Genomic DNA, 1,935 nt, shown 5'->3' with positions numbered 1-1,935 from the left:
GCCACCCCTGCGTCGCTGCGCTCCGACTGCCCGGCCGGATGGCCGTGGAACAGGTGGCCAGATGGCCCTGGAATGCCTGGCCAGATGAGAGCGGACTGGGTGGCCGGATGGCGTGGAATCCGCAAGCACGACTGCATGCATCTCTTGCTCGACTACGTGTCTGCAACGAGGAATCGGTACATCGACAGCTTTGAGCGCAAGCTGCTTGAGGACGTTCAGTATCGTGGTATGAACCCTTCGGAGTACGAGCAGTGCTGGGCGGCTGAGGAGATGCGAAGGGTCAATGAGCAGCAAGCCCACTGGAAGGAGGTGTTTGGTCTCGTTAGGCGTCTCGCAGCTGTCCTTGATGGTGTGAAGACCTACCACCAGGGCACGCTAACAAAAAGGCTCAGGAAGGAATCGAATGGCGCATTCCGGCTCCAACGTTCAGATCTGGATAGAGAGGCCCTCGTCGTAGAGGTCAAGCTCAACTACTGTGTCGGGCAAAGCGCAAACCTTCAGACCGGCTTTGAATTAGTGAATTACTGCCTAGCGCTGGCGGACGAGATAGAGGTGGAACCCCCGACCTTCTCTGGCTACCTGTCTGCATGCGATAGGGCCAAGGCCCGCGTGGCAAACCTGGTAACGCCACCACTCGACACAGCGCGCTCCACCCGTCGGCCACCAGACGACTTTGACGAAGCTGCTGCCTAACTACCCGAGCCGCTCTAAGAAGCGGCTTTATCATGTCAAGGCTCGCATTTATTCCCTCAGTCTGGGTAGGTGTCTTGCCTTGAGTTTGGACGGGGTGCAGATCCTGAGCTCGGGTCTAGCCTGCCTTTGAGGCTCCCCATCCACACTGAGACACTAGGGTTTCTTGAGGATGATGAATTTCCAGTCACCAGGTGCTTCTGGCACTGGGATACAGGGTTGACCATGGAAATCATCAACCTCTCAAGGTCAATTCAGATGTCTCTACACGACACCATCCACACCACCCTCCGCTCAACCGGCTACGTCACCAATGGCCAGGCCAGCGACCTCGCAGAATCGGTTGAGAACCTCATCTACTTGCGCGAGGCTCAACTCAACAGGCAGATCGAAGCCTTGAAGGCTCAGCTTGATAGCCTGCACGCCCTGATTTCAACTGCACAGGAAGGCACGGACAAGATGAACGCCGAGGCGTACAACGCCCGAGCGGTAGCGATATTCAAAGCCATCTCAGCGCCCGGCCTGCTTCTGCCCGTAGACGTGGAATCCTTGGCAGCTGCGGGGCCTAAGACAGGTCGTGTGGTTATCGACTGTACCGGCCCAATCACCATCAGCGATGCCTACTCCGATCACCCCTTGGATATCGTAGTGATCGTTCGGCCCCTCAGCCAGGAAAGCGATGCTAAGAAGCATGATTACCTCGAGCGCTACTGCCACGGCGTGGGCAAAGAGGATGCTATTGCGGATGCGTTTGAGGAGGCAGAGTCCGCCATCTAGGTTGTAGAGAATTTCCCATCAGGGGTGGTTCTGGCACACCAGCATCGCCCCCAACATGGTCCCCATCAACTGATCGCCAACTAGGTTACGAACATGCCCGAAGCCAATTCCCCTCAAGCCATCAAGTTCACCAGCTTTTCCGTAGCCCCATGCATTCGGGTTAACTACGACAATGATGTGGTCTACCGCACCATCCACCCGCAGCAGGAGCCGTCCGCGCTTGCATCTGTGGCCTCGCTCAACTGCTTTGATGACCACGAGATGGGGCTGACCCTCGTGAGCGTTGAGGCTGATGGTGTGGATGGGCTAGTGGTCGCCCCGGAGGGCTCTGAGATCTACGATGCGGATTCCACGCCATCCGGCCACCCAGTCCGCTCTCATCTGGCCAGGCATTCCAGGGCCATCTGGCCACCTGTTCCACGGCCATCCGGCCGGGCAGTCGGAGCGCAGCGACGCAGGGGTGGCATT

At 58.0% G+C, this 1,935-nt stretch carries 2 protein-coding genes and 1 pseudogene; all 3 read left to right on the top strand.

All coding sequences use genetic code 11. The features are described 5' to 3' along the window. The first annotated feature begins 135 nt into the window (after positions 1-135). Positions 136-693, top strand: a complete 558-nt coding sequence (locus G7020_RS23690; RefSeq protein ID WP_181087215.1) for a hypothetical protein — start codon at positions 136-138, stop codon at positions 691-693. 222 nt (positions 694-915) lie between these two features. Further along, positions 916-1,467, top strand: coding sequence for a hypothetical protein (locus G7020_RS23685; RefSeq protein ID WP_181087214.1), 552 nt, complete (start codon positions 916-918; stop codon positions 1,465-1,467). A gap of 93 nt (positions 1,468-1,560) precedes the next feature. Then, positions 1,561-1,935: pseudogene (locus G7020_RS23950) on the top strand (hypothetical protein); the annotation flags it as partial.

Origin of the sequence: Stutzerimonas stutzeri, from assembly GCF_013522825.1 — a bacterium.
In the GTDB taxonomy this organism is placed as follows: Bacteria; Pseudomonadota; Gammaproteobacteria; order Pseudomonadales; family Pseudomonadaceae; genus Stutzerimonas; species Stutzerimonas stutzeri_AK.
The sequence above is the reverse complement of the archived record's forward strand: the minus strand, read 5'-3'. Positions and strand labels throughout refer to the sequence as shown.

Excerpts from the sequence above, each read along its gene's own strand:
- G7020_RS23690 (WP_181087215.1), top strand. The coding sequence starts at position 136 with ATGCATCTCTTGCTCGACTACGTGTCTGCAACGAGGAATCGGTACATC.
- G7020_RS23685 (WP_181087214.1), top strand. The coding sequence starts at position 916 with ATGGAAATCATCAACCTCTCAAGGTCAATTCAGATGTCTCTACACGAC.